Below are 24,371 nucleotides of genomic sequence, written 5' to 3' on the forward strand. Positions count from 1 at the left end.
AAACAGATCACACTCAGCCTTGGCGCTGTTTGTGACGTGGTTCCGCGCTGCAAATTACCCGAACAACACCTTCGCGGCGAATAATCTTGCAGTTACGGCACAGCTTTTTCACCGATGCACGAACTTTCATCACCAACTCCTCTAACCTTATGGGAACTTCAGCGCAGCATGCCGCTGCCGTAGCCCTTCAGGTTGGCTTTCTTCATCAGGGATTCGTACTGGTGCGAAACGAGGTGCGATTGTACTTGCGACATAAAGTCCATAACAACCACGACCACGATCAGCAACGAGGTCCCGCCAAGGTAGAACGGAACGTTTGCCGCAACCACCAGGAACTGGGGCAGCAGACATACGGCCGTCATATAAAGAGCACCGAACAGAGTCAAACGAGTCAAAACGCCATCAATATAGCGTGCCGACTGCTCACCTGGACGGATACCCGGAATAAAGGCACCGGACTTCTTCAGGTTTTCCGCTACGTCTTTCGGATTGAACATCAACGCCGTATAGAAGAAGCAGAAGAAAATAATCCCTGCACTAAACAGCAGAATATTCAACGGCTGACCAGGAGCGATCGACTGCGAGATGTCCTGCAACCAGCCCATACCTTCAGACTGACCGAACCAGGCACCCAGCGAAGCCGGGAACAGCAAAATGCTGCTCGCAAAAATAGCCGGAATAACACCGGCCATATTCACTTTCAGCGGTAGGTGGCTAGTCTGCGCAGCAAACACCTTGCGGCCTTGCTGACGCTTGGCGTAGTGAACAGCAATACGACGCTGACCACGCTCAATGAACACCACGAAACCGATAATCGCTACTGCCAGCAAACCGATAGCAACCAAGGCGAAGATGTTGATATCGCCCTGACGCGCAGACTCAAAAGACTGCCCAATTGCTCTCGGAAGACCGGCGACGATACCCGAAAAAATCAACATCGAGATACCGTTGCCAACACCACGCTCAGTAATCTGCTCACCCAGCCACATCATGAACATTGCACCCGCCACAAACGTGGTTACTGCAACGAAATGGAAGCCTAGGTCACCAGTGAACGCTACGCCCTGCCCCGCCAGACCAATGGACATGCCAATGGCCTGGACGAGAGCAAGAGCGACAGTGAGGTAGCGGGTGTACTGGCTTATCTTGCGACGACCAGCTTCACCTTCCTTCTTCAACTGCTCCAGTTGCGGGCTGACAGCGGACATAAGCTGCATGATGATCGATGCCGAAATGTACGGCATGATCCCCAGCGCAAAAATACTCATCCGCTCCAGCGCACCGCCGGAAAACATGTTGAACAAGCTAAGTATGGTCCCCTCATTCTGTCGAAACAGGTCCGCCAGACGGTCGGGGTTAATGCCTGGAACTGGAATGTGTGCGCCTATCCGGTAGACGATAATCGCCAGGAATAGAAAACGCAGACGAGCCCAGAGCTCGGATAACCCGCCTTTGCTGAGCGCTGAGAGAGCACCTTGCTTAGCCATTTATTCCTCGAACTTGCCGCCAGCTGCTTCGATAGCCGAACGCGCACCTTTGGTGGCGCCGATTCCCTTGCCGATTGTGACAGCGCGAGTAACTTCACCGGACAGCATGATTTTCACACGCAGTACGTTGACGTTGATCACGTTGGCATCTTTCAGGGTCTGCAGAGTAACAATGTCGCCTTCCACTTTAGCCAGCTCGGACAGACGCACTTCTGCGCGATCCATAGCTTTCAGGGAAACGAAACCGAACTTAGGCAGACGACGATGCAGCGGCTGTTGACCGCCTTCAAAGCCTGGAGCAATTGTGCCACCGGAGCGGGAAGTTTGACCTTTGTGACCACGGCCACCAGTCTTACCCAAACCACTACCGATACCACGGCCCGGACGATGCTTTTCGCGACGGGAACCCGGCGCTGGACTCAGATCATTGAGTTTCATCGATTAACCCTCGACACGCAGCATGTAGTAAGCCTTGTTGATCATCCCGCGATTCTCGGGAGTATCAAGTACTTCTACAGTGTGACCGATGCGACGCAGACCCAAACCCTTAACGCACAGTTTGTGGTTAGGGATACGGCCGGTCATGCTTTTGATCAGCGTTACTTTTACGGTAGCCATGATCAGAAGATCTCCTTGACGCTTTTGCCACGCTTAGCAGCGATGGACTCAGGAGATTGCATAGCTTTCAAACCTTTGAAAGTGGCGTGAACCACGTTTACCGGGTTAGTCGAGCCGTAGCACTTAGCCAGAACGTTCTGAACGCCAGCAACTTCGAGGACAGCACGCATAGCGCCGCCAGCGATGATACCGGTACCTTCAGAAGCAGGCTGCATGTACACCTTCGAAGCGCCGTGAGCGGACTTCATTGCGTACTGCAGAGTTGTGCCGTTCAGGTCAACTTGAATCATGTTGCGGCGAGCAGCTTCCATTGCCTTCTGGATCGCAGCAGGCACTTCACGTGACTTGCCACGGCCGAAGCCAACGCGCCCTTTACCATCACCAACCACGGTCAACGCGGTGAAAGTGAAGATACGGCCGCCTTTGACGGTTTTGGCTACGCGGTTAACTTGAACCAGCTTCTCAATGTAGCCTTCGTCGCGCTTTTGGTCGTTATTTGACATAACTTAGAACTCCAGCCCAGCTTCACGAGCAGCCTCAGCCAGCGCTTTCACGCGGCCGTGGTACTTGAAGCCAGAGCGGTCGAAAGCCACCTGCGAGACGCCAGCGGCTTTTGCACGCGTAGCGACCAGCTGGCCAACCTTTGTGGCCGCGTCGATGTTGCCAGTGGCAGCATCACGCAGTTCTTTGTCCAAAGTCGAGGCGCTTGCCAGGACTTTGCTGCCGTCGGCCGAGATGACCTGGGCATAGATGTGCTGCGAAGAGCGGAACACGCAGAGACGCACGACTTCTAATTCGTGCATTTTCAGACGTGCTTTGCGAGCGCGACGCAGTCGAGTAACTTTTTTGTCGGTCATTTGCTAGGCCCTACTTCTTCTTGGCTTCTTTACGGCGGACGACTTCGTCCGCGTAACGCACACCTTTACCTTTGTAAGGCTCTGGTGGACGGAAGTCGCGGATCTCAGCGGCCACTTGACCTACCAGCTGCTTGTCGATGCCCTTGATCAGGATATCGGTCTGGCTAGGAGTCTCAGCGGTGATGCCTTCCGGCAGTTCGTAATCCACTGGGTGCGAGAAGCCAAGAGCCAGGTTCAGCACTGTGCCTTTTGCTTGCGCTTTGTAACCAACACCGACCAGCTGGAGCTTGCGCTCGAAGCCTTGGCTTACGCCTTGGACCATGTTGTTTACCAACGCACGAGTGGTACCAGCCATTGCGCGAGTTTGTTGATCGCCATTGCGAGCAGCGAAACGCAGCTCACCAGCTTCTTCAACGATTTCAACCGACGAATGGATGTTCAGTTCTAGAGTGCCTTTAGCACCCTTCACCGAAAGCTGTTGGCCGGCGAATTTAACTTCGACACCAGCTGGCAGCTTAACGGGGTTCTTAGCGACGCGTGACATGCTTATCCCCCCTTAGAACACAGTGCAAAGAACTTCGCCGCCGACACCGGCAGCGCGCGCAGCACGATCCGTCATCACACCTTTGTTGGTGGAGACGATAGACACACCGAGACCGCCACGAACTTTTGGCAGATCATCGGAGGACTTGTACTGACGCAGACCTGGACGGCTAACGCGCTTAACTTCTTCGATAACCGGACGGCCTTCGAAGTACTTCAGCTCGATAGACAGCAGTGGTTTGATTTCGCTGCTGATCTGAAAATCCGCGATGTAACCTTCGTCCTTCAGAACTTTGGCTACAGCTACCTTCAACGTGGAAGATGGCATGCTTACGACAGACTTTTCAGCCATCTGGGCATTACGGATTCGAGTTAGCATGTCCGCTAACGGGTCCTGCATACTCATGGGCTAGACGCTCCTGATACAAAAAGAATTAGCCTTGCGGCTACAACTGTCACCGAGTGACTCTGTGCTCAAAAAACACAGGCTCTGGCGAGCCGGTCATTCTAGACATACGCCAGAAATGAATCAAGCCCCAATAGGGGCTTGATTCATGTACAAGGTCACCGGCTGTCAGGATCTTGCAACCCCGACAGCGATAACTTTGTCGGTACGCCTTACCAGCTAGCTTTAACCAGACCTGGTACGTCACCGCGCATTGCTGCTTCACGCAATTTGTTACGGCCCAGGCCGAACTTGCGGTAAACACCGTGCGGACGACCAGTCAGGCGGCAGCGGTTACGCATGCGCGAAGCGCTTGCGTCACGCGGCTGCTTCTGCAGAGCGATTTGAGCTTCCCAACGTGCTTCTGGACTTGCGTTCAGATCAACGATGATAGCTTTCAGCTCAGCACGCTTCTTGGCGAACTTGGCAACCGTGAGCTGACGCTTCAGCTCGCGGTTTTTCATGCTCATCTTGGCCATGGTCCTACTCCAATCAGTTGCGGAACGGGAATTTGAAAGCACGCAGCAATGCGCGACCTTCGTCATCCGTCCGAGCAGTAGTGGTCAGGGTGATGTCCAGACCGCGAAGAGCATCGATTTTGTCGTAGTCGATTTCCGGGAAAATGATCTGCTCTTTAACGCCCATGCTGTAGTTGCCACGACCATCGAAGGACTTGGCATTCAGGCCGCGGAAGTCGCGAACCCGAGGCAGGGAGATCGACAGCAGACGATCCAGGAATTCGTACATACGCTCACGGCGCAGAGTTACTTTGACGCCGATCGGCCAACCTTCACGGACTTTAAAGCCAGCGATGGATTTGCGAGCGTAGGTCACAACAACTTTTTGACCGGTGATTTTTTCCAAATCAGCTACTGCGTGCTCGATGACTTTTTTGTCGCCGATCGCTTCGCCCAAGCCCATGTTCAGGGTGATTTTGGTAACGCGCGGAACTTCCATCACGTTCGAAAGCTTAAGTTCTTCCTTAAGTTTCGGAGCGATTTCCTTCCGGTAAATCTCTTTTAGTCGTGCCATGGTCTCATCTACCTAGCAGTGTTCAAGCATCAACCGCTTTTTGGGTCGACTTGAAGACACGAATTTTTTTGCCTTCTTCTACTTTGAAACCAACGCGGTCAGCCTTGTTGGTTTCGCCGTTGAAAATGGCCACGTTAGAAGCGTCCAGTGGAGCTTCTTTCTCGACGATACCGCCTTGCACGCCCGACATCGGGTTAGGCTTGGTATGACGCTTAACCAGGTTCAGACCACCAACAACCAGACGGTTGTTAGCGAGAACCTTAAGCACCTTACCGCGCTTACCTTTGTCTTTGCCGGCGATCACGATGATCTCGTCGTCACGACGAATCTTTTGCATGTCGGATCTCCTTACAGCACTTCTGGGGCGAGCGAGACGATCTTCATGAACTTCTCGTTGCGAAGTTCACGGGTCACTGGCCCAAAGATACGGGTGCCGATCGGCTCTTGCTTGTTGTTCAGAAGAACAGCAGCATTGCCATCAAAGCGGATAATGGAGCCATCAGCACGACGTACGCCGTGACGAGTGCGGACTACTACTGCAGTCATCACTTGGCCTTTTTTCACTTTACCGCGAGGAATTGCTTCCTTAACGGTAACTTTGATGATGTCACCGATACCAGCGTAACGACGATGGGAGCCACCCAGCACCTTGATGCACATAACACGGCGTGCGCCGCTGTTATCGGCCACATCGAGCATGGATTGAGTCTGAATCATATAATTTCTCCGACCCCTAGTCCTTAGACTTCCACAGCGCGTTCGAGAACATCAACCAGAGCCCAAGACTTAGTCTTGGCCAGCGGACGAGTTTCACGAATAGTGACTTTGTCGCCGATGTGGCACTGATTGGTTTCGTCGTGCGCGTGCAGCTTAGTCGAACGCTTAACGTATTTACCGTAGATCGGGTGCTTAACGCGACGTTCGATCAGAACGGTGATGGTCTTGTCCATCTTGTCGCTGACAACACGGCCAGTCAGCGTACGGACAGTTTTTTCGGCTTCAGCCATGATTACTTACCTGCCTGCTGTTTGAGCACAGTCTTCACGCGAGCGATGTCACGCTTAACTTGCGAGAGCAGATGCGACTGCCCCAACTGGCCAGTTGCTTTCTGCATGCGCAGATTGAACTGGTCGCGCAGCAAGCCGAGCAGTTGCTCGTTCAGCTGCTGTGCGGATTTTTCACGAAGTTCATTCGCTTTCATCACATCACCGTCCGTTTAACAAAGGAGGTGGCGAGCGGCAGCTTTGCAGCAGCCAGGGCGAAAGCCTCACGCGCCAGCTCTTCAGAAACACCCTCGATTTCATACAGGACTTTGCCTGGCTGAATCTGGGCAACCCAGTATTCCACGTTACCCTTACCTTTACCCATCCGAACTTCGAGAGGCTTTTTGGAAATAGGCTTGTCCGGGAATACACGGATCCAGATCTTGCCGCCACGTTTAACGTGACGGGTCAGTGCACGACGCGCTGATTCGATCTGACGAGCGGTGAGACGACCACGAGCAACAGACTTCAGCGCATACTCGCCGAAGCTGACTTTGCTACCGCGCAGTGCCAAGCCACGGTTGTGGCCAGTCATTTGCTTGCGGAACTTCGTACGCTTAGGTTGTAACATTTTGCGTACCCCTTACTTAGCAGCTTTTTTACGAGGCGCTGGTGCTTGTGGCTTCAGCTCTTCTTGGCGACCACCGATTACTTCGCCTTTGAAGATCCAAACCTTTACACCGATCACACCGTAGGTGGTGTGAGCTTCGTAGTTGGCATAGTCGATGTCGGCACGCAGGGTGTGCAATGGCACACGACCTTCGCGATACCATTCAGTACGTGCGATTTCAGCACCGCCGAGACGACCGCTCACTTGGATTTTGATGCCTTTGGCACCAATGCGCATAGCGTTCTGTACAGCGCGTTTCATCGCGCGACGGAACATTACACGACGCTCCAGCTGCTGAGCTACGCTCTGCGCAACCAGCATACCGTCGAGCTCCGGCTTGCGGATCTCTTCGATATTGATGTGCACAGGCACACCCATTTGCTTGGTCAGGTCCTGACGCAGCTTCTCAACATCTTCACCTTTCTTCCCGATAACGATACCTGGACGAGCGGTGTGGATGGTGATGCGTGCAGTTTGGGCCGGACGATGGATATCGATACGGCTTACGGACGCGCTTTTTAGTTTGTCTTGGAGGTATTCACGCACCTTCAGATCAGCGAACAAGTAGTCCGCATAAGTCCGGCCGTCTGCGTACCAGACGGAGGTGTGCTCCTTGACGATTCCCAGGCGAATGCCAATGGGATGTACTTTCTGACCCATCTCTTCGACTCCGTTACTTGTCAGCAACCTTGACAGTGATATGGCAAGACCGCTTGACGATGCGATCAGCGCGGCCTTTGGCACGCGGCATGATGCGCTTCAGCGAACGCCCTTCGTTGACGAAAACGGTGGCGACTTTCAGGTCGTCAACGTCAGCGCCTTCGTTATGCTCGGCGTTGGCTACGGCCGACTCCAGCACTTTTTTGATGATCTCGGCGGCTTTCTTGTTGCTGAAAGCCAACAGGTTGAGCGCTTCGCCCACCTTCTTCCCGCGGATCTGGTCGGCGACCAAGCGGGCTTTCTGGGCGGAGATTCGAGCGCCCGACAACTTAGCGGCTACTTCCATCGTTCCTTACCCCTTAACGCTTGGCTTTCTTGTCAGCCACGTGCCCACGATAAGTGCGGGTACCGGCAAACTCGCCTAGTTTATGGCCAACCATGTCTTCGTTCACGAGAACTGGAACATGCAGACGACCGTTATGCACAGCGATGGTCAGACCGACCATTTGTGGCAGGATCATCGAACGACGCGACCAGGTTTTCACCGGTTTGCGATCGTTCTTTTCCGCCGCCACTTCGATCTTCTTCAGTAGGTGAAGATCAATAAAAGGACCTTTTTTCAGAGAACGTGGCACTGTCGTATCCCTCTATTTACTTGCGACGACGGACGATCATTTTGTCGGTACGCTTATTACCACGAGTCTTCGCGCCCTTAGTCGGGAAGCCCCATGGCGATACCGGATGACGACCACCAGAGGTACGACCTTCACCACCACCATGTGGGTGGTCAACCGGGTTCATGGCAACACCACGAACGGTTGGGCGAACGCCACGCCAGCGTTTGGCACCAGCTTTACCCAGCGAACGCAGGCTGTGCTCGGAGTTCGAGACTTCGCCCAGCGTTGCACGGCATTCAGCCAATACTTTACGCATTTCACCAGAACGCAGACGCAGGGTCACGTAGACACCTTCGCGAGCTACCAGCTGAGCCGAAGCACCAGCGGAACGAGCGATTTGCGCGCCTTTACCTGGCTTCAATTCGATGCCGTGTACGGTGCTACCTACTGGAATGCTGCGCAGTTGCAGCGAGTTACCTGGCTTGATCGGGGCCAAAGCACCCGAGATCAGCTGGTCACCAGCGCTCACGCCTTTAGGGGCGATGATGTAACGGCGTTCGCCGTCTGCGTACAGCATAAGAGCAATGTGAGCAGTACGGTTTGGATCGTATTCGATACGCTCAACAGTGGCTGGAATGCCATCTTTGTCGTTGCGACGGAAGTCGACCATACGGTAATGCTGCTTATGACCACCACCGATGTGACGCGTGGTAATGCGGCCATTGTTGTTACGACCACCAGACTTCGATTTTTTCTCGAGCAGCGGTGCGTGAGGAGCGCCTTTGTGCAGCTCCTTGTTGACCACCTTGACCACATGACGGCGGCCAGGGGAAGTCGGTTTGCATTTAACGATTGCCATGATGCACCCCTTCCTTACTCAGCACTGCTGCTGAAATCGAGATCTTGGCCTGGCTGAAGGGAGATTACTGCCTTCTTCCAGTCATTACGCTTGCCCACGCCGCGAGCGGTGCGCTTGCTCTTACCCAGAACGTTCAGGGTAGTAACACGCTCAACTTTCACGCTGAACAGGCTTTCGACGGCCTTCTTGATTTCCAGCTTGGTTGCGTCTGTAGCAACCTTGAAAACGAACTGGCCTTTCTTGTCTGCCAGAACCGTAGCCTTCTCGGAAACGTGCGGGCCAAGCAGAACTTTAAATACGCGTTCCTGGTTCATCCCAGCAGCTCCTCGAATTTCTTCACGGCCGACACGGTGATCAACACCTTGTCGTATGCGATCAGACTAACTGGATCGGAACCTTGCACGTCACGCACATCAACGTGTGGCAGGTTGCGAGCAGCCAGGTACAGGTTCTGATCAACAACTTCGGACACGATCAGGACATCAGTCAGACCCATGCCATTCAGTTTGTTCAGCAGATCTTTGGTTTTTGGCGCTTCAACAGCGAAGTCCTGAACCACGACCAGACGATCAGTACGCACGAGTTCAGCAAGGATGGAGCGCAGTGCTGCGCGGTACATCTTCTTGTTGAGCTTCTGAGAGTGATCCTGTGGACGAGCTGCGAAAGTGGTACCGCCGCCACGCCAGATTGGGCTACGGATAGTACCGGCACGAGCGCGGCCAGTACCTTTCTGACGCCAAGGGCGCTTACCGCCACCACGGACATCAGAACGGGTCTTTTGCTGCTTGCTACCTTGACGGCCGCCGGCCATGTAGGCCACGACTGCTTGGTGAACCAGCGTCTCGTTGAATTCGCCGCCGAAAGTCAGTTCGGAAACTTCGATCGCCTGAGCGTCATTTACGTTTAATTGCATGTCAGCTTCCCCTTAACCGCGAGCCTTGGCCGCTGGACGTACAACCAGGTTGCCGCCAGTAGCGCCAGGAACAGCACCCTTGACCAACAACAGATTGCGTTCAGCGTCGACGCGCACTACTTCGAGGGACTGCACGGTCACGCGCTCAGCGCCCATATGACCGGACATTTTTTTGCCCTTGAATACACGACCAGGAGTCTGGCACTGGCCAATAGAGCCCGGGACGCGGTGGGAAACGGAGTTACCGTGAGTGTTATCTTGGCCACGGAAATTCCAACGCTTGATCGTACCCTGGAAGCCTTTACCCTTGGACTGACCGGTTACATCAACCAGTTGACCAGCAGCGAAGATTTCAGCGTTGATCAGATCGCCAGCTTGGTACTCGCCTTCTTCAAGACGGAATTCCAGCACGGTACGACCAGCAGCAACGTTTGCCTTGGCGAAGTGACCCGCCTGAGCAGCGGTTACACGCGAAGCGCGACGCTCGCCGACAGTGACTTGCACTGCACGATAGCCATCGGTTTCTTCAGTTTTGAACTGGGTGACGCGATTCGGTTCGATCTCAATGACCGTGACCGGAATGGAGACACCTTCTTCGGTGAAAATACGGGTCATACCGCATTTACGACCGACTACACCAATAGTCATGTTGTAAACCTCATGAGTGTACGGGGCTTTCACCCGCTATGGCCGCCCATTTCAGAGCGTTACACGACTAAGACCCAAGTCTTAGCCGAGGCTGATCTGCACTTCCACACCGGCCGCAAGATCAAGCTTCATAAGTGCATCAACGGTTTTATCCGTTGGCTGGACGATGTCCAGAACGCGCTTATGAGTACGGATCTCGTACTGGTCACGCGCGTCTTTGTTGACGTGCGGGGAGACCAGAACGGTGAACCGCTCTTTACGGGTAGGCAGTGGAATTGGACCACGCACTTGAGCACCAGTACGTTTCGCGGTTTCCACGATTTCCTGGGTTGATTGGTCGATCAGGCGATGGTCAAAAGCCTTCAACCTGATACGGATTTGCTGATTTTGCATTGGATTTCAGACTCCAGATTGCTGTTCCCACCGAGCGCAATACGCCCGTTTAAAGGAGGCGCAATTCTATAGACGACCCCACTAGGTGTCAACTCAATAAAAAAAGCCCCCGCTGAGCGGGGGCTTTTTCATGCAATCATCGATTACTCGATGATTTTGGCTACGACGCCAGCGCCGACGGTACGACCGCCTTCACGGATAGCGAAACGCAGGCCATCTTCCATTGCGATGGTTTTGATCAGGGTAACAGTCATTTGAATGTTGTCACCTGGCATTACCATTTCAACGCCTTCTGGCAGTTCGCAGTTACCAGTCACGTCAGTAGTACGGAAGTAGAACTGTGGACGGTAGCCTTTGAAGAACGGAGTATGACGGCCGCCTTCTTCTTTGCTCAGAACGTATACTTCTGCGGTGAACTTGGTGTGAGGCTTAACAGTGCCTGGCTTAACCAGAACCTGACCACGCTCAACGTCGTCACGCTTGGTACCACGCAGCAGAACGCCGCAGTTCTCGCCAGCACGACCTTCGTCGAGCAGTTTGCGGAACATTTCAACGCCGGTGCAAGTGGTAACAGTTGTGTCACGCAGACCAACGATTTCCAGTGGATCTTGAACGCGAACGATACCGCGCTCGATACGGCCAGTCACAACAGTACCGCGACCAGAGATCGAGAATACGTCTTCGATTGGCATCAGGAACGGCTTGTCGGTCAGACGAACTGGTTCTGGGATGTAGGTATCCAGAGTTTCAACCAGTTTACGAACGGCAGTGGTGCCCATTTCGTTGTCGTCCAGGCCTTCCAGAGCCATACGAGCAGAACCGATGATGATCGGAGTGTCGTCACCTGGGAAGTCGTAAGTGCTCAGCAGATCGCGCACTTCCATCTCAACCAGTTCCAGCAGCTCAGCGTCGTCTACCAGGTCAGCCTTGTTCAGGAAAACCACGATGTACGGAACGCCTACCTGACGGGACAGCAGGATGTGCTCACGAGTTTGTGGCATCGGACCATCAGCGGCCGAACAAACCAGGATCGCGCCGTCCATTTGGGCAGCACCAGTGATCATGTTCTTCACGTAGTCAGCGTGACCTGGGCAGTCAACGTGAGCGTAGTGACGAATAGTCGAGTTGTACTCAACGTGAGCAGTGTTGATGGTGATACCACGAGCTTTTTCTTCTGGCGCGCTGTCGATCTTGTCGAAGTCAACACGAGCAGAACCGAAAACTTCGGAGCAAACACGAGTCAGAGCTGCGGTCAGCGTGGTTTTACCATGGTCAACGTGACCGATAGTGCCAACGTTGACGTGCGGTAGGGAACGATCAAATTTTTCTTTAGCCACGACAATTAACTCCTTGCCTAAAGGACTGAACTAAATCAGCCTTGTTTTTTAGTAACAGCATCGACGATGTGCGACGGCGCTGTATCGTATTTTTTGAATTCCATAGAGTAGCTTGCGCGACCCTGAGACATGGAACGAACGTCGGTCGCATAACCGAACATCTCGCCCAACGGAACTTCAGCACGAATAACTTTGCCGGAGACCGTATCTTCCATACCCTGGATCATGCCGCGACGACGGTTCAAGTCGCCCATCACGTCACCCATATAGTCTTCAGGTGTAACAACCTCTACCGCCATGATCGGCTCAAGCAACTCACCACCGCCCTTCTGGGCCAGTTGCTTGGTAGCCATGGAAGCAGCCACCTTAAACGCCATCTCGTTGGAGTCGACGTCGTGGTAAGAACCATCAAACACGGTAGCCTTCAGGCCGATCAGCGGATAGCCGGCAACAACACCGTTCTTCATCTGCTCTTCGATACCCTTCTGGATAGCCGGGATGTATTCCTTAGGAACCACACCACCTACCACTTCGTTCACGAACTGCAGACCTTCCTGACCTTCGTCAGCAGGTGCAAAACGGATCCAGCAGTGACCGAACTGACCACGACCGCCGGACTGACGAACGAACTTGCCTTCGATTTCACAGTTCTTCGTGATGCGCTCACGATAAGAAACCTGAGGCTTACCGATGTTGGCTTCAACGTTGAACTCACGCTTCATCCGGTCAACCAGGATGTCGAGGTGCAATTCGCCCATGCCGGAGATGATCGTCTGACCAGTCTCTTCATCAGTTTTAACGCGGAAAGACGGGTCTTCCTGAGCAAGTTTGCCCAGTGCAATACCCATTTTTTCCTGGTCATCCTTGGTTTTTGGCTCAACAGCAACCGAAATAACCGGCTCCGGGAAGTCCATGCGAACCAGGATGATTGGCTTGTCAGCGTTGCACAAGGTTTCACCAGTGGTGACGTCCTTCATGCCGATCAAGGCCGCGATGTCACCAGCGCGTACTTCCTTGATCTCTTCGCGGGCGTTAGCGTGCATTTGCACCATACGACCCACACGCTCTTTCTTACCTTTAACCGAGTTGATTACGCCGTCACCGGAGTTCAACACGCCCGAGTAAACGCGGACGAAGGTCAAAGTACCCACGAATGGGTCAGTCGCGATCTTGAACGCCAGAGCCGAGAACGGTTCTGCGTCATCTGCATGACGCTCCAGCTCGATAGTCTCGTCATCCGGGTCAGTACCCTTGATGGCAGGAATATCAACCGGAGCCGGCAGGTAGTCGATCACGGCGTCGAGAACCAGGGGAACGCCCTTGTTCTTGAAGGAAGAACCGCAAACAGCCAAAACGATTTCGCCGGCGATAGTACGCTGACGCAGAGCCGCTTTGATTTCCGGGATGGTGAGTTCTTCACCTTCCAGGTACTTGTTCATCAGCTCTTCGCTGGCTTCGGCCGCAGCCTCAACCATGTTGCTGCGCCACTCTTCAGCCAACTCTTGCAGTTCTGCAGGAATAGCTTCACGACGAGCAGTCATACCCTTGTCAGCATCGCTCCAGTAAACCGCTTCCATGGTCATCAGATCGATCTGACCCTGGAAGTTGTCTTCGGAACCGATAGCCAACTGGATAGGCACCGGAGTGTGACCCAGACGGGTTTTGATCTGACCGATCACGCGCAGGAAGTTCGCACCAGCACGGTCCATCTTGTTTACGTAAACAAGACGTGGAACGCCGTACTTGTTGGCTTGACGCCATACGGTTTCGGACTGAGGCTCAACACCCGAGGTGCCGCAGAACACAACAACCGCACCATCGAGTACACGCAGGGAACGCTCAACTTCAATAGTGAAGTCTACGTGGCCCGGGGTATCGATTACGTTGAAGCGGTAGTTATCGTACTGCTTGTTAGAACCCTGCCAAAAGGTAGTGATCGCAGCAGAAGTAATGGTAATACCACGCTCCTGCTCCTGCACCATCCAGTCTGTGGTCGCGGCGCCATCATGCACCTCGCCCATCTTGTGACTTTTGCCAGTGTAAAAAAGTACCCGCTCAGTAGTCGTGGTTTTACCCGCGTCCACGTGTGCACAGATACCAATGTTACGGTAGCGGTTAATCGGTGTAGTACGAGCCATAAAGCCCTCGCAAAGTGAATAGCGCTGAAATTAGAAGCGGTAGTGCGAGAAAGCTTTGTTAGCTTCAGCCATACGGTGCACGTCTTCACGCTTCTTAACTGCTGCGCCCTTGCCTTCAGCAGCGTCCAGCAGTTCGCCAGCCAAGCGCAAAGCCATAGACTTTTCGCCACGCTTACGTGCGAAGTCTACCAACCAGCGCATTGCCAAAGCGTTACGACGGGAAGGACGAACTTCGACCGGAACCTGGTAAGTAGCACCGCCTACACGGCGCGACTTCACTTCGACCAGCGGAGCGATGGCGTCGAGTGCTTTCTCGAAGAGTTCCAGGGGATCGCCGTTCTTACGTTCTTTAACCTTTTCCAGCGCGCCATAAACGATACGCTCGGCAACGGCTTTTTTACCGCTTTCCATCACGTGGTTCATGAACTTGGCCAGGATTTGGCTTCCGTATTTTGGATCGTCAAGCACTTCGCGCTTGGCTGCTACGCGTCTTCTTGGCATGGATAAGCCCTCAAACGGTCTTCAGGTTAGCTCGGGACCATTACACCCTTTGGATGCACGCCCGACCTTACTCTTATCGACTCAGAAAAAAAGAAATCTGCATTTATTTACCAGCGACCGAAGACTACTTCGGCTTTTTGGTACCGTACTTCGAACGACCTTGGTTACGACCTTTAACGCCGGAAGTATCCAAAGAGCCGCGAACGGTGTGGTAACGAACACCTGGCAAGTCTTTTACACGACCGCCACGAATCAGTACCACGCTGTGTTCTTGCAGGTTGTGACCTTCACCACCGATATACGAGGAAACCTCGAAACCGTTGGTCAGGCGCACACGGCATACTTTACGCAGTGCCGAGTTAGGTTTTTTCGGCGTAGTTGTATACACACGGGTGCATACGCCACGACGTTGCGGGCAGTTTTGCAGCGCAGGTACGTCGGATTTCTCGACGATACGCTTACGCGGCTGACGTACCAGCTGGTTGATAGTTGCCATCTACTAGCTCCACTGTTGTCTTGCGACGCTATTGTCTTGCAAGAAAAGCAAAATGACGGGAACGAATCCCCGCCAAATTTAGGGGTACAAGAGTCTAAAGAGGATCCTGCCCCCAGTCAAGGCAAAGCCCCGACCCCTCCCCCATCAAAGCTCGACTAATTGTCGTGATTCGATGAACGGAAAGACCGGGGCCCACCCTTATTTATCGCAGAACTCAGTTACCGCTAGAGTTCAGCGCTTCGGTCAGCGCAGCTTCCACTTCACTGGCGCTTACGCGCAATGGCTTGTCTGCATCACGGCGACGCTTACGCTCGCTGTGGTAGGCCAAACCAGTACCTGCCGGGATCAAACGACCCACGACAACGTTTTCTTTCAGGCCGCGCAGGTAGTCGCGCTTGCCGGTTACCGCTGCTTCGGTCAGTACGCGGGTTGTCTCTTGGAAAGAGGCCGCGGAGATGAACGATTCAGTCGACAACGACGCTTTGGTGATACCCAACAGAACGCGAGTGAACTTGGACACAAATTTGTCTTCGTTACCCAAGCGCTCGTTTTCGACCAGTACCTGCGTCAGCTCCATCTGGTCGCCCTTGATGAAGGAGGAATCGCCAGACTCGGAAATTTCAACTTTACGCAGCATCTGACGCAGGATGGTCTCGATGTGTTTGTCGTTGATCTTCACGCCTTGCAGACGGTAGACGTCTTGAATCTCGTTAACGATGTACTTGGCCAGCGCACTCACACCCAGCAAACGCAAGATGTCGTGTGGATCGCTTGGACCGTCGGAGATAACTTCGCCGCGGTTCACTTGCTCGCCTTCGAAGACGTTCAGGTGACGCCACTTTGGAATCAGCTCTTCGTACGGATCGGTACCGTCGTTCGGGGTAATAACCAGACGGCGCTTGCCTTTGGTCTCTTTACCGAACGCGATGGTGCCGCTGACTTCAGCCAAAATAGAGGCTTCTTTCGGACGACGCGCTTCGAACAAGTCAGCAACGCGTGGCAGACCACCGGTGATGTCTCGAGTTTTCGAAGTCTCTTGCGGAATACGAGCGATAACGTCACCGATCGCGATTTCCGCACCATCCGCTACACCGACCAATGCGTTGGCTGGCAGGAAGTACTGAGCCGGTACGTCGGTACCTGGCAACAACAGATCCTTACCATCAACACCTACCATCTTAACGGCCGGGCGAATTTCTTTGCCGGCAGCTGGACGGTCTTTGGCGTCAAGCACTTCAATGTTGGTCATACCGGTCAATTCGTCAGTTTGACGCTTGATCGTGATGCCTTCTTCCATGCCCACGTAGGTCACGGTACCTTTCATTTCGGTAACGATTGGGTGAGTGTGCGGATCCCACTTGGCTACGATCGAGCCAGCGTCAACCTTGTCACCTTCTTTAACCGAAATTACGGCACCGTACGGCAGCTTGTAACGCTCACGCTCACGACCGAAGTCATCAGCGATTGCCAGCTCACCCGAACGCGATACGGCTACCAGGCAACCATCTACACGCTCAACGTGCTTCAGGTTGTGAAGACGGACAGTACCGCCATTCTTAACCTGAACGCTGTCAGCAGCAGAGGTCCGGCTTGCCGCACCACCGATGTGGAACGTACGCATTGTCAGCTGCGTACCTGGCTCACCGATCGACTGAGCAGCGATTACGCCGACAGCTTCACCGATGTTCACCTGGTGACCACGAGCCAGATCGCGACCGTAGCACTTGGCGCAGATACCGAAACGGGTTTCGCAGCTGATTGGCGAACGTACGATAACTTCGTCAATGCTGTTCAGCTCGATGAACTCAACCCACTTCTCATCAACCAGGGTGCCAGCAGGAACGATAACTTCATCAGTACCTGGCTTGAATACGTCACGGGCGATTACTCGACCCAGTACACGTTCACCCAACGGCTCTACAACGTCGCCGCCTTCAATGTGCGGAGTCATCAGCAGACCGTGTTCGGTACCGCAGTCGACTTCAGTCACTACCAGATCTTGCGCTACGTCTACCAGACGACGCGTCAAGTAACCGGAGTTAGCCGTTTTCAAGGCCGTATCCGCAAGACCCTTACGAGCACCGTGAGTGGAGATGAAGTACTGAAGTACGCTCAAACCTTCACGGAAGTTCGCAGTAATCGGCGTTTCGATGATGGAACCGTCCGGCTTGGCCATCAGACCACGCATACCGGCCAGCTGACGGATCTGCGCAGCAGAACCCCGTGCGCCGGAGTCGGCCATCATGTACATGGAGTTGAACGACTCTTGCTCAACTTCATCACCGTGACGGTCGATAACCTTCTCTTTCGAGAGGTTCGACATCATCGCCTTGGAAACTTCATCGTTAGCTTTCGACCAAAGGTCGATTACTTTGTTGTACTTCTCGCCCTGTGTCACCAGGCCCGAGGCGTACTGACTTTCGATTTCTTTCACTTCGTCGGTAGCAGCACCGATGATGCGCGCTTTTTCATCCGGGATAACGAAGTCGTTAACACCGATCGAAACGCCGGAAATAGTCGAGTAAGCGAAACCGGTATACATCAACTGGTCAGCGAAGATCACAGTCTCTTTCAAACCAACCACGCGGTAGCACTGGTTGATCAGCTTGGAGATTGCCTTTTTCTTCATTGGCAAGTTGACGACGTCGTACGACAGGCCTTTTGGAACAACCTGGAACAACAGCGCACGGCCGACAGTGGTGTCGACGATACGGGTGTTGGTCACGCTGCCGCCATCACGGTCGTTGACGGTTTCAGTGATCCGCACTTTAACCTTGGCGTGCAGTGCGGCTTCGCCGGCACGGAACACACGGTCAACTTCTTGCAGATCCGCGAATACACGACCTTCGCCTTTGGCGTTGATCGCTTCACGAGTCATGTAGTACAGACCCAATACAACGTCCTGCGAAGGAACGATGATTGGCTCACCGTTCGCTGGCGACAGAATGTTGTTGGTCGACATCATCAACGCACGGGCTTCCAACTGGGCTTCCAGTGTCAGCGGTACGTGTACAGCCATCTGGTCGCCGTCGAAGTCGGCGTTGTACGCAGCACAGACCAGAGGGTGCAGCTGGATAGCTTTACCTTCGATCAATACCGGTTCAAATGCCTGAATACCCAGACGGTGAAGCGTTGGTGCACGGTTGAGGAGGACCGGGTGTTCGCGAATCACTTCAGCGAGAACGTCCCAAACCTCTGGCAGCTCACGCTCAACCATTTTCTTGGCAGCTTTAATGGTGGTAGCAAGACCACGCATTTCCAGCTTGCCGAAGATGAACGGCTTGAACAGCTCAAGTGCCATTTTTTTAGGCAGACCGCACTGGTGCAGACGCAGGGTCGGACCTACTGTAATTACCGAACGACCCGAGTAGTCAACACGCTTACCGAGCAAGTTCTGACGGAAACGACCTTGCTTACCCTTGATCATGTCAGCCAAGGATTTCAGAGGACGCTTGTTCGAACCCGTGATGGCGCGGCCACGACGACCGTTGTCCAGCAAGGCGTCGACAGCTTCTTGCAACATACGCTTTTCGTTACGCACGATGATGTCCGGAGCGGACAGATCAAGCAGGCGCTTCAAGCGGTTGTTACGGTTGATCACTCGACGATACAGATCGTTGAGGTCGGAAGTCGCGAAACGACCACCATCCAACGGAACCAAAGGACGCAGATCTGGCGGCAGAACCGGCAGAACGGTCAGCACCATCCACTCTGGAAGGTTGCCGGAGCCCAGGAAAGCTTCCATCAACTTCAAGCGCTTGGACAGCTTCTTGATTTTGGTTTCGGAGTTGGTTTGCGGAATTTCTTCGCGCAGACGGCCAATCTCGTGTTCCAGGTCGATAGCGTGCAGCAGCTCACGCACAGCCTCAGCACCCATGCGGGCATCGAAGTCGTCGCCGAACTCTTCCAGCGCTTCGAAATACTGCTCGTCGTTCAGCAGCTGACCTTTTTCAAGGGTGGTCATGCCTGGATCGATAACGACATAGCTCTCGAAGTAGAGAACGCGTTCGATATCACGCAGGGTCATGTCCATCAGCAAGCCGATACGGGACGGCAGCGATTTCAGGAACCAGATGTGTGCAACTGGCGAAGCCAGTTCAATGTGAGCCATGCGCTCACGACGGACCTTGGCCAGTGCAACTTCAACGCCGCACTTCTCACAGATCACACCGCGATGCTTCAAGCGCTTGTACTTACCGCACAGGCACTCGTAATCCTTTACCGGGCCAAAGATTTTGGCGCAGAACAGGCCGTCACGCTCAGGCTTGAACGTACGGTAGTTGATGGTTTCCGGCTTTTTAACTTCACCGAACGACCACGAGCGGATCATCTCAGGCGATGCCAACCCAATACGGATGGCGTCGAACTCTTCGACTTGACCCTGGTTTTTCAGCAAATTCAGTAGGTCTTTCAAGGCCTTTCCTCCTGGCGGAGCAGAGAGCGGGCAGTGCAGCCCCGCTCTCGATTCGCGTCACGTGTTATTCGGTTTCCAGATCGATATCGATGCCGAGGGAACGAATTTCTTTGATCAACACGTTGAAGGACTCGGGCATGCCCGGCTCCATACGGTGATCGCCGTCCACGATGTTTTTGTACATCTTGGTACGACCGTTCACATCGTCCGACTTCACTGTGAGCATTTCTTGCAGAGTGTATGCCGCGCCGTAAGCTTCCAGCGCCCAGACCTCCATCTCCCCGAAACGCTGACCACCGAACTGCGCCTTACCACCCAACGGCTGCTGGGTAACCAGGCTGTAAGAACCAGTAGAACGAGCGTGCATCTTGTCGTCTACCAAGTGGTTCAGCTTCAGCATGTACATGTAGCCAACGGTAACCGGACGCTCAAACTTGTTGCCGGTACGACCATCAGTCAGCACCATCTGGCCGCTGTCTGGCAGGTCTGCCAAACGAAGCATTGCCTTGATTTCGCTTTCTTTGGCACCGTCGAACACCGGGGTAGCCATCGGTACACCGCCACGAAGGTTCTTCGCCAGATCAAGGATTTCTTGATCAGAGAAGTCATCCAGGCTTTCTTGACGACCGCCAATTTCGTTGTAGATCTCATGCAGGAACTTACGCAGGTCAGCAACCTTGCGCTGCTCTTCAATCATGAGGTTGATCTTCTCGCCCAAACCTTTGGCTGCAAGGCCCAAGTGGGTTTCGAGAATCTGACCAACGTTCATACGCGAAGGTACGCCCAACGGGTTGAGAACAACATCAACCGGGGTGCCATTGGCATCGTACGGCATGTCTTCAACCGGCATGATCACGGAGACCACACCTTTGTTACCGTGACGACCGGCCATCTTGTCACCCGGCTGGATGCGACGACGGATTGCCAGGTAAACCTTGACGATTTTCAGCACGCCTGGAGCCAGGTCATCGCCCTGCTGCAGTTTGCGCTTCTTGTCTTCGAACTTGTCGTCCAGCAGACGACGGCGATCGATGATGTAAGCCTGAGCTTTCTCAAGTTGCTCGTTCAGAGCATCTTCAGCCATGCGCAGCTTGAACCACTGACCGTGCTCAAGACCGTCCAGGACTTCATTGGTGATTTCCTGGCCTTTCTTCAGACCGGCACCACCCTCGGCAATTTGACCGACCAGGGCAGAGCGCAGACGTTCAAAAGTAGCGCCTTCAACAATGCGGAACTCTTCGTTCAGATCCTTGCGGATTTCGTCCAGCTGAGTCTTCTCGATCGACAGGGCACGAGCATCACGCTCTACGCCATCACGCGTGAAGACTTGTACGTCGATAACAGTACCTTTGGTACCGGTTGGTACACGCAGGGAGGTGTCTTTAACGTCGCTGGCTTTCTCACCGAAGATTGCACGCAGCAGTTTTTCTTCCGGGGTCAGCTGAGTCTCGCCTTTCGGAGTGACCTTACCTACCAGGATGTCGCCCGGGCCAACTTCGGCGCCAACGTAAACGATACCGGCTTCGTCCAGTTTGTTCAGTGCAGCTTCACCCACGTTCGGGATGTCTGCAGTGATTTCCTCAGGGCCAAGCTTGGTGTCACGGGCCACACAGGTCAGTTCCTGAATGTGGATCGTGGTGAAACGGTCTTCTTGAACAACACGTTCCGACAGGCAGATGGAGTCTTCGAAGTTGAAGCCGTTCCATGCCATGAAGGCGATACGCATGTTCTGACCCAGAGCCAGTTCACCCATATCGGTGGACGGACCATCGGCCATGATGTCGCTGCGCTGAACCCGATCACCTTTACGCACCAGCGGACGCTGGTTGATGCAGGTGTTCTGGTTGGAGCGGGTGTATTTGGTCAGGTTGTAGATATCAACACCAGCTTCGCCGGTCTCAACTTCATCATCAGCAACACGAACCACGATACGGCTTGCATCAACAGAATCAATAACGCCGCCACGACGTGCCACGACGCAAACGCCGGAGTCACGGGCTACGTTACGCTCCATGCCAGTACCTACCAGCGGCTTGTCAGCGCGCAGTGTTGGTACAGCTTGACGCTGCATGTTCGAACCCATCAACGCACGGTTGGCGTCGTCGTGCTCGAGGAACGGAATCAGCGACGCAGCAACCGAAACTACTTGTTTCGGCGAAACGTCCATCAAGGTGACGTCTTCCGGCGCCTTAACGGTGAATTCGTTCAAGTGACGAACAGCTACCAGTTCATCAACCAGGACTTTCTGGTCGTTCATGGTGGCCGAAGCCTGAGCGATAACGTGATCCGCTTCTTCAATAGCAGAAAGGAACACGATCTCGTCGGTAACCAACGCGTCTTTCACTACACGGTACGGGCTCTCGAGGAAGCCGTACTGGTTGGTGCGCGCATAGGCAGCCAAGGAGTTGATCAGACCAATGTTCGGACCTTCTGGCGTTTCAATCGGGCATACACGACCGTAGTGAGTCGGGTGTACGTCACGCACTTCAAAGCCGGCACGCTCACGTGTCAGACCGCCCGGGCCCAGTGCAGAAACACGGCGCTTGTGGGTGATCTCGGACAGCGGGTTGTTCTGGTCCATGAACTGGGACAGCTGGCTGGAACCGAAGAACTCTTTCACTGCCGCAGCCACTGGCTTGGCGTTGATCAAGTCTTGCGGCATCAGGCCTTCGCTTTCAGCCATCGACAGACGCTCTTTGACCGCACGCTCAACACGTACCAGACCAACGCGGAACTGGTTTTCAGCCATTTCGCCTACACAGCGAACACGACGGTTACCCAGGTGGTCGATGTCATCGACAATGCCTTTGCCGTTACGGATGTCGACCAGAGTCTTCAGTACCGCGACGATGTCTTCTTTGCACAACACGCCCGAACCTTCGATTTCGGTACGACCGATACGACGGTTGAACTTCATCCGGCCGACCGCAGACAGGTCATAACGCTCAGGGCTGAAGAACAGGTTGTTGAACAGAGTCTCGGCAGCATCCTTGGTTGGAGGCTCGCCAGGACGCATCATGCGATAGATCTCAACCAGCGCTTCCAGTTGGTTGCTGGTGGAGTCAATTTTCAGCGTGTCCGAAATGAACGGACCGCAGTCGATATCGTTGGTGTACAACGTTTCGATGCGTACGACTTGGCTCTTGGCAACTTTAGCCAGGATTTCAGTGGTCAGCTCGGTGTTGCACTCAGCAATGATTTCGCCAGTCGCCGGGTGCACGATAGCTTTGGCCGTTGTGCGACCCAGGACATAGTCCAGAGGCATAACGAGCTCTTTGATACCGGCTTTTTCCAGCTGGTTGATATGGCGAGCAGTGATACGACGGCCCTGCTCAACAATCACCTTGCCTTTGTCATCGGTAATGTCGATGGCCGCGATTTCACCGCGCAGGCGCTGAGGTACCAGTTCCAGGCTGATGCTTTCGCCTTGAACGTGGAAAACGTTAGTGGTGTAGAACGCTTCCAGTACTTGCTCAGTGCTATAGCCGAGCGCGCGCAGCAATACGGACGCAGGCAGCTTGCGACGACGGTCAATACGTACGAACACGCAGTCTTTAGGGTCGAACTCAAAGTCCAACCACGAACCACGGTAAGGAATGATACGCGCGGAATACAGCAGCTTACCGGAGCTGTGCGTCTTGCCGCGGTCGTGGTCAAAGAACACGCCCGGGGAACGGTGCAGCTGGGAAACAATTACACGCTCGGTACCGTTGATTACGAAGGTACCGTTTTCAGTCATCAGGGGGATTTCACCCATGTAGACTTCTTGCTCTTTGATGTCCTTGATCGCTTTATTCGACGATTCTTTGTCGAAAATGATCAAACGAACCTTCACCCGCAAAGGTACGGCGTAAGTCACACCGCGCAACACGCATTCTTTGACATCAAATGCCGGTTCGCCCAGGCGATAACCGACATACTCCAGCGCAGCATTGCCGGAGTAGCTGATGATCGGGAAAACGGATTTGAAGGCCGCATGCAGGCCCACGTCGCGGAACTGATCTTTAGTCGCTCCCGCCTGCAAGAATTCACGATACGAATCCAGCTGGATTGCCAAGAGATACGGCACATCCATGACGTCCGGCAACTTGCTAAAGTCCTTGCGGATACGTTTTTTCTCAGTATATGAGTAAGCCATCAGCGTTCCCCAGCTTGGTCACCTGCTTGTTTGGCCTCTCCCGACGGGAGCAGCCAGAAAATCGTGCAAACCCCTTGGTTTGCTCCACCGCACAGGGTGGTTACAGCTCGTTTATGGCGCCAACCCAGTCGGCTGCCAAGAACGGAAAAAGGCCGGTGGCATGAGCCACCAGCCATCAGCCTCAGCTTAACGCTTGGGCTGGAGACGCAAAGTCGATGCTTACTTCAGCTCGACTTTAGCGCCTGCTTCTTCCAGAGCAGCTTTGGCTTTGTCAGCTGCGTCTTTAGCAACAGCTTCCAGAACCATTGCTGGAGCGCCGTCAACTACTGCCTTGGCTTCTTTCAAGCCCAGACCAGTCAGTTCACGAACAGCCTTGATCACGTTAACTTTCTTCTCGCCAGCTTCCAGCAGCATGACGTTGAATTCAGTTTGCTCTTCAACGACAGCAGCAGCAACAGCAGGACCAGCAGAAGCAGCAGCAGCCGAAACGCCGAACTTCTCTTCCATTGCTTTGATCAGCTCAACGATTTCCAGAACGGATTTCTCGCCGATTGCTTCGATGATTTGCTCGTTAGTCAGAGACATGACTATAAATTCCTGTATTGGGGTGACAGCCTATGCG

Annotated in this window: 30 protein-coding genes; all 30 read right to left on the reverse strand. The window is 53.9% G+C overall.

Translation table 11 applies throughout. From position 1 onward, the window contains the following. Positions 1-13 precede the first annotated feature (13 nt). The gene (gene rpmJ / locus QMX84_RS05290; protein WP_002555468.1) at positions 14-130 is read right to left on the reverse strand and encodes a 50S ribosomal protein L36; all 117 of its coding nucleotides are present in this window, start codon (positions 128-130) and stop codon (positions 14-16) included. A gap of 28 nt (positions 131-158) precedes the next feature. Continuing rightward, positions 159-1,487 carry a preprotein translocase subunit SecY gene (gene secY, locus QMX84_RS05295; protein ID WP_003444361.1) on the reverse strand — a complete coding sequence of 443 codons (1,329 nt, stop codon included), beginning with the start codon at positions 1,485-1,487 and terminating at the stop codon, positions 159-161. Next, positions 1,488-1,925, reverse strand: a complete 438-nt coding sequence (rplO, locus tag QMX84_RS05300; protein ID WP_048373834.1) for a 50S ribosomal protein L15 — start codon at positions 1,923-1,925, stop codon at positions 1,488-1,490. It abuts the gene before it with no gap. A gap of 3 nt (positions 1,926-1,928) precedes the next feature. Continuing rightward, on the reverse strand, positions 1,929-2,105 hold the full coding sequence (rpmD, locus tag QMX84_RS05305; protein WP_003186033.1) for a 50S ribosomal protein L30: 177 nt from the start codon (positions 2,103-2,105) through the stop codon (positions 1,929-1,931). Positions 2,106-2,107: 2 nt separating this feature from the next. After that, positions 2,108-2,608, reverse strand: coding sequence for a 30S ribosomal protein S5 (gene rpsE / locus QMX84_RS05310; protein WP_003186035.1), 501 nt, complete (start codon positions 2,606-2,608; stop codon positions 2,108-2,110). 3 nt (positions 2,609-2,611) lie between these two features. Beyond that, entirely contained in the window at positions 2,612-2,962 is a 351-nt protein-coding gene (gene rplR / locus QMX84_RS05315) for a 50S ribosomal protein L18 (RefSeq protein ID WP_003444364.1), read from the reverse strand. A gap of 10 nt (positions 2,963-2,972) precedes the next feature. Next, on the reverse strand, positions 2,973-3,506 hold the full coding sequence (rplF, locus tag QMX84_RS05320; protein WP_003176412.1) for a 50S ribosomal protein L6: 534 nt from the start codon (positions 3,504-3,506) through the stop codon (positions 2,973-2,975). Positions 3,507-3,518: 12 nt separating this feature from the next. Continuing rightward, on the reverse strand, positions 3,519-3,911 hold the full coding sequence (gene rpsH / locus QMX84_RS05325) for a 30S ribosomal protein S8 (RefSeq protein ID WP_048373837.1): 393 nt from the start codon (positions 3,909-3,911) through the stop codon (positions 3,519-3,521). Positions 3,912-4,123: 212 nt separating this feature from the next. Further along, entirely contained in the window at positions 4,124-4,429 is a 306-nt protein-coding gene (rpsN, locus tag QMX84_RS05330) for a 30S ribosomal protein S14 (RefSeq protein ID WP_048373839.1), read from the reverse strand. Between the two features lie 13 nt (positions 4,430-4,442). Next, a complete protein-coding gene (gene rplE / locus QMX84_RS05335; RefSeq protein WP_003186044.1) occupies positions 4,443-4,982 on the reverse strand; it encodes a 50S ribosomal protein L5 in 540 nt (179 codons plus the stop codon). Between the two features lie 22 nt (positions 4,983-5,004). After that, positions 5,005-5,319, reverse strand: a complete 315-nt coding sequence (gene rplX / locus QMX84_RS05340; protein WP_048373841.1) for a 50S ribosomal protein L24 — start codon at positions 5,317-5,319, stop codon at positions 5,005-5,007. Between the two features lie 11 nt (positions 5,320-5,330). Continuing rightward, positions 5,331-5,699 carry a 50S ribosomal protein L14 gene (gene rplN / locus QMX84_RS05345; protein WP_011063774.1) on the reverse strand — a complete coding sequence of 123 codons (369 nt, stop codon included), beginning with the start codon at positions 5,697-5,699 and terminating at the stop codon, positions 5,331-5,333. 23 nt (positions 5,700-5,722) lie between these two features. Continuing rightward, positions 5,723-5,989 (reverse strand): 30S ribosomal protein S17, encoded by a 267-nt coding sequence (rpsQ, locus tag QMX84_RS05350; protein WP_003176419.1) that lies wholly within the window; start codon positions 5,987-5,989, stop codon positions 5,723-5,725. A 2-nt stretch (positions 5,990-5,991) separates the two neighbouring features. Continuing rightward, entirely contained in the window at positions 5,992-6,183 is a 192-nt protein-coding gene (gene rpmC, locus QMX84_RS05355) for a 50S ribosomal protein L29 (protein WP_003444371.1), read from the reverse strand. After that, positions 6,183-6,596 (reverse strand): 50S ribosomal protein L16, encoded by a 414-nt coding sequence (gene rplP / locus QMX84_RS05360; RefSeq protein ID WP_019409905.1) that lies wholly within the window; start codon positions 6,594-6,596, stop codon positions 6,183-6,185. The genes rpmC and rplP overlap by 1 nt, the downstream gene beginning before the upstream one ends. 12 nt (positions 6,597-6,608) lie before the next feature. Further along, positions 6,609-7,295: a 30S ribosomal protein S3 gene (gene rpsC / locus QMX84_RS05365; protein ID WP_003176422.1), complete on the reverse strand. Its 687-nt coding sequence runs from the start codon at positions 7,293-7,295 to the stop codon at positions 6,609-6,611. Positions 7,296-7,308: 13 nt separating this feature from the next. Further along, positions 7,309-7,641: a 50S ribosomal protein L22 gene (gene rplV, locus QMX84_RS05370; protein WP_003444373.1), complete on the reverse strand. Its 333-nt coding sequence runs from the start codon at positions 7,639-7,641 to the stop codon at positions 7,309-7,311. A 13-nt stretch (positions 7,642-7,654) separates the two neighbouring features. Continuing rightward, positions 7,655-7,930: a 30S ribosomal protein S19 gene (gene rpsS / locus QMX84_RS05375; protein WP_003232420.1), complete on the reverse strand. Its 276-nt coding sequence runs from the start codon at positions 7,928-7,930 to the stop codon at positions 7,655-7,657. Positions 7,931-7,946: 16 nt separating this feature from the next. After that, complete coding sequence (gene rplB, locus QMX84_RS05380) at positions 7,947-8,771, reverse strand: 50S ribosomal protein L2 (RefSeq protein ID WP_048373844.1); 825 nt, start codon at positions 8,769-8,771, stop codon at positions 7,947-7,949. Positions 8,772-8,785: 14 nt separating this feature from the next. Next, on the reverse strand, positions 8,786-9,085 hold the full coding sequence (gene rplW, locus QMX84_RS05385; protein ID WP_003444375.1) for a 50S ribosomal protein L23: 300 nt from the start codon (positions 9,083-9,085) through the stop codon (positions 8,786-8,788). Further along, complete coding sequence (rplD, locus tag QMX84_RS05390) at positions 9,082-9,684, reverse strand: 50S ribosomal protein L4 (RefSeq protein ID WP_048373846.1); 603 nt, start codon at positions 9,682-9,684, stop codon at positions 9,082-9,084. The genes rplW and rplD overlap by 4 nt, the downstream gene beginning before the upstream one ends. Positions 9,685-9,696: 12 nt before the next feature. Continuing rightward, on the reverse strand, positions 9,697-10,332 hold the full coding sequence (rplC, locus tag QMX84_RS05395; protein WP_019409902.1) for a 50S ribosomal protein L3: 636 nt from the start codon (positions 10,330-10,332) through the stop codon (positions 9,697-9,699). Between the two features lie 81 nt (positions 10,333-10,413). Next, the gene (gene rpsJ, locus QMX84_RS05400; protein WP_003186070.1) at positions 10,414-10,725 is read right to left on the reverse strand and encodes a 30S ribosomal protein S10; all 312 of its coding nucleotides are present in this window, start codon (positions 10,723-10,725) and stop codon (positions 10,414-10,416) included. 143 nt (positions 10,726-10,868) lie between these two features. Next, positions 10,869-12,062 carry an elongation factor Tu gene (gene tuf, locus QMX84_RS05405; RefSeq protein WP_123751628.1) on the reverse strand — a complete coding sequence of 398 codons (1,194 nt, stop codon included), beginning with the start codon at positions 12,060-12,062 and terminating at the stop codon, positions 10,869-10,871. A 35-nt stretch (positions 12,063-12,097) separates the two neighbouring features. Continuing rightward, positions 12,098-14,200 (reverse strand): elongation factor G, encoded by a 2,103-nt coding sequence (gene fusA, locus QMX84_RS05410; protein ID WP_048373849.1) that lies wholly within the window; start codon positions 14,198-14,200, stop codon positions 12,098-12,100. A 30-nt stretch (positions 14,201-14,230) separates the two neighbouring features. Beyond that, positions 14,231-14,701: a 30S ribosomal protein S7 gene (gene rpsG / locus QMX84_RS05415; protein ID WP_019409900.1), complete on the reverse strand. Its 471-nt coding sequence runs from the start codon at positions 14,699-14,701 to the stop codon at positions 14,231-14,233. 124 nt (positions 14,702-14,825) lie between these two features. After that, positions 14,826-15,197 (reverse strand): 30S ribosomal protein S12, encoded by a 372-nt coding sequence (gene rpsL, locus QMX84_RS05420; protein ID WP_002555494.1) that lies wholly within the window; start codon positions 15,195-15,197, stop codon positions 14,826-14,828. Between the two features lie 214 nt (positions 15,198-15,411). Then, on the reverse strand, positions 15,412-19,611 hold the full coding sequence (gene rpoC, locus QMX84_RS05425) for a DNA-directed RNA polymerase subunit beta' (RefSeq protein ID WP_048373851.1): 4,200 nt from the start codon (positions 19,609-19,611) through the stop codon (positions 15,412-15,414). Positions 19,612-19,675: 64 nt separating this feature from the next. Beyond that, entirely contained in the window at positions 19,676-23,749 is a 4,074-nt protein-coding gene (gene rpoB / locus QMX84_RS05430; RefSeq protein ID WP_048373853.1) for a DNA-directed RNA polymerase subunit beta, read from the reverse strand. 219 nt (positions 23,750-23,968) lie between these two features. Next, entirely contained in the window at positions 23,969-24,334 is a 366-nt protein-coding gene (gene rplL, locus QMX84_RS05435) for a 50S ribosomal protein L7/L12 (protein WP_048373854.1), read from the reverse strand. Between the last annotated feature and the right edge of the window lie 37 nt (positions 24,335-24,371).

This window comes from Pseudomonas sp. PS01297, assembly GCF_029959305.1.
Taxonomy (GTDB): Bacteria; Pseudomonadota; Gammaproteobacteria; order Pseudomonadales; family Pseudomonadaceae; genus Aquipseudomonas; species Aquipseudomonas helleri.

Excerpts from the sequence above, each read along its gene's own strand:
- rplW (WP_003444375.1), bottom strand. The coding sequence starts at position 9,085 with ATGAACCAGGAACGCGTATTTAAAGTTCTGCTTGGCCCGCACGTTTCC.
- rpmD (WP_003186033.1), bottom strand. The coding sequence starts at position 2,105 with ATGGCTACCGTAAAAGTAACGCTGATCAAAAGCATGACCGGCCGTATC.
- rplX (WP_048373841.1), bottom strand. The coding sequence starts at position 5,319 with ATGCAAAAGATTCGTCGTGACGACGAGATCATCGTGATCGCCGGCAAA.
- rpsG (WP_019409900.1), bottom strand. The coding sequence starts at position 14,701 with ATGCCAAGAAGACGCGTAGCAGCCAAGCGCGAAGTGCTTGACGATCCA.
- rplB (WP_048373844.1), bottom strand. The coding sequence starts at position 8,771 with ATGGCAATCGTTAAATGCAAACCGACTTCCCCTGGCCGCCGTCATGTG.
- rpmC (WP_003444371.1), bottom strand. The coding sequence starts at position 6,183 with ATGAAAGCGAATGAACTTCGTGAAAAATCCGCACAGCAGCTGAACGAG.
- rplD (WP_048373846.1), bottom strand. The coding sequence starts at position 9,684 with ATGCAATTAAACGTAAATGACGCTCAGGCGATCGAAGTTTCCGAACTG.
- rplL (WP_048373854.1), bottom strand. The coding sequence starts at position 24,334 with ATGTCTCTGACTAACGAGCAAATCATCGAAGCAATCGGCGAGAAATCC.
- rplO (WP_048373834.1), bottom strand. The coding sequence starts at position 1,925 with ATGAAACTCAATGATCTGAGTCCAGCGCCGGGTTCCCGTCGCGAAAAG.
- rpsC (WP_003176422.1), bottom strand. The coding sequence starts at position 7,295 with ATGGGTCAGAAAGTACATCCCATTGGCATTCGCCTGGGAATCGTCAAG.
- rpsJ (WP_003186070.1), bottom strand. The coding sequence starts at position 10,725 with ATGCAAAATCAGCAAATCCGTATCAGGTTGAAGGCTTTTGACCATCGC.
- rpmJ (WP_002555468.1), bottom strand. The coding sequence starts at position 130 with ATGAAAGTTCGTGCATCGGTGAAAAAGCTGTGCCGTAACTGCAAGATT.
- rplE (WP_003186044.1), bottom strand. The coding sequence starts at position 4,982 with ATGGCACGACTAAAAGAGATTTACCGGAAGGAAATCGCTCCGAAACTT.
- rplP (WP_019409905.1), bottom strand. The coding sequence starts at position 6,596 with ATGTTACAACCTAAGCGTACGAAGTTCCGCAAGCAAATGACTGGCCAC.
- secY (WP_003444361.1), bottom strand. The coding sequence starts at position 1,487 with ATGGCTAAGCAAGGTGCTCTCTCAGCGCTCAGCAAAGGCGGGTTATCC.
- rplN (WP_011063774.1), bottom strand. The coding sequence starts at position 5,699 with ATGATTCAGACTCAATCCATGCTCGATGTGGCCGATAACAGCGGCGCA.
- rpsQ (WP_003176419.1), bottom strand. The coding sequence starts at position 5,989 with ATGGCTGAAGCCGAAAAAACTGTCCGTACGCTGACTGGCCGTGTTGTC.
- rplF (WP_003176412.1), bottom strand. The coding sequence starts at position 3,506 with ATGTCACGCGTCGCTAAGAACCCCGTTAAGCTGCCAGCTGGTGTCGAA.
- rpsH (WP_048373837.1), bottom strand. The coding sequence starts at position 3,911 with ATGAGTATGCAGGACCCGTTAGCGGACATGCTAACTCGAATCCGTAAT.
- rpsE (WP_003186035.1), bottom strand. The coding sequence starts at position 2,608 with ATGTCAAATAACGACCAAAAGCGCGACGAAGGCTACATTGAGAAGCTG.
- rplV (WP_003444373.1), bottom strand. The coding sequence starts at position 7,641 with ATGGAAGTAGCCGCTAAGTTGTCGGGCGCTCGAATCTCCGCCCAGAAA.
- fusA (WP_048373849.1), bottom strand. The coding sequence starts at position 14,200 with ATGGCTCGTACTACACCGATTAACCGCTACCGTAACATTGGTATCTGT.
- rpsL (WP_002555494.1), bottom strand. The coding sequence starts at position 15,197 with ATGGCAACTATCAACCAGCTGGTACGTCAGCCGCGTAAGCGTATCGTC.
- rplC (WP_019409902.1), bottom strand. The coding sequence starts at position 10,332 with ATGACTATTGGTGTAGTCGGTCGTAAATGCGGTATGACCCGTATTTTC.
- rplR (WP_003444364.1), bottom strand. The coding sequence starts at position 2,962 with ATGACCGACAAAAAAGTTACTCGACTGCGTCGCGCTCGCAAAGCACGT.
- rpsN (WP_048373839.1), bottom strand. The coding sequence starts at position 4,429 with ATGGCCAAGATGAGCATGAAAAACCGCGAGCTGAAGCGTCAGCTCACG.
- rpoB (WP_048373853.1), bottom strand. The coding sequence starts at position 23,749 with ATGGCTTACTCATATACTGAGAAAAAACGTATCCGCAAGGACTTTAGC.